Below are 1,233 nucleotides of genomic sequence, written 5' to 3'. Positions count from 1 at the left end.
GCGTGGGATGGAGGGCCACGGCTGGACGGTGCTCGCCGCGGTCCTGGTCGGGCTGGTGCTGTGGGTGCTCAGCCTGCGCGTCATCCGGGTCGACCACCTCGGTTCCTACGGGCTGCTGGCCGTGCTGCCGGCGGTCTGGTTCGCCGCGCTGGCGCTGGTGACGTTCGCCGCCGTCGGCGCGCTGGCCGCCGCCCGGCCGGCCGGGGTGGTGCTCGCGTGCGCCGGGGTGGCGCTGGCCCTGGTGCTGTACGCGACGATCCCGGCCGTCGCGGACATGCCGCAGTACGCCTATGTCTACAAGCACATCGGCGTCACCCGCTACATCGAGGCCCACCACGGCGTCGATCCGTCGATCGACATCTACCACCGGTGGCCCGGTTTCTTCGCGCTCGGCGCGCTGTTCGGCGAGGTCGCCGGGCAGCCGAACCCGGTGTCGTTCGCGGCCTGGGCCGAGCCGCTGTTCGCCGTGATCGACCTGTTCCTCGTCGTCGCCCTGGCCCGCGCCGTGGTCGGCGGCACCCGCGTGCCCTGGTTCGCCGGGTACCTGTTCACCGCGGCGAACTGGATCGGCCAGAACTACTTCGCGCCGCAGGCCATCGGGTTCACCCTGGCGCTGGCGATCCACGTCCTCGTCGTCGGTCAGCTCACCGGCAACGGGGCGACCCTCGGTTCGGGCCGGCGCGGCCGGCTGCTGCGCCGGCTGCTCGGCCGCTCCGGCGCTGGTGCCGATGCCGATGCCGGTGTCGGTGGCGATGCCGGTGCCGGTGCCGGTGCCGGTGTCGGTGGCGGTGTCGGTGGCGGTGGCGGTGGCGGTGTCGGTGTCGGTGGCGGTGGCGACGTGCCCGCTCGCCGCGATGGCGGCTGGCCGCGCTCCGCGGTCCTCGCCGCGGTCCTGCTGCTGACCGCGGCGGCGGTGGTCAGCCACCAGCTCACCCCGTACCTGATCGTGCTCACCGTCGGCGCGCTCACCGTGCTCGGCGCGGTCCGCCCACGCTGGCTGGTGGTGGCGATGACCGCCCTGGCGGTCGCCTTCCTGGTGCCGAACCTCGACTACATCCGCGATCACTTCGGCCTGTTCAGCGGTGCGGACGCGGTCGCCAACGCGACCAACTCCGGGGTCTACATCGAGCTGCGCAAATCCGCGGGGAAGATCCTCTACGCGCGGGCCGGGCTGTTGCTGTTCGCCGGCGCGTGGCTGGCCGCGGCGATCGGCGCGCTGGTGCTGCGCCGCCG

The 1,233-nt window shown here is 73.7% G+C and carries 1 protein-coding gene; it reads left to right on the top strand.

Annotated features, from left to right (window positions below; all coding sequences use genetic code 11):
- Nucleotides 1-1,233: hypothetical protein (locus MXD58_RS27930; RefSeq protein WP_250611162.1), on the top strand; the 1,233-nt coding region annotated here is incomplete at both ends.

It is taken from the genome of Frankia sp. AgKG'84/4 (assembly GCF_023242965.2).
GTDB lineage: Bacteria > Actinomycetota > Actinomycetes > Frankiales > Frankiaceae > Frankia.
The sequence above is the reverse complement of the archived record's forward strand: the minus strand, read 5'-3'. Positions and strand labels throughout refer to the sequence as shown.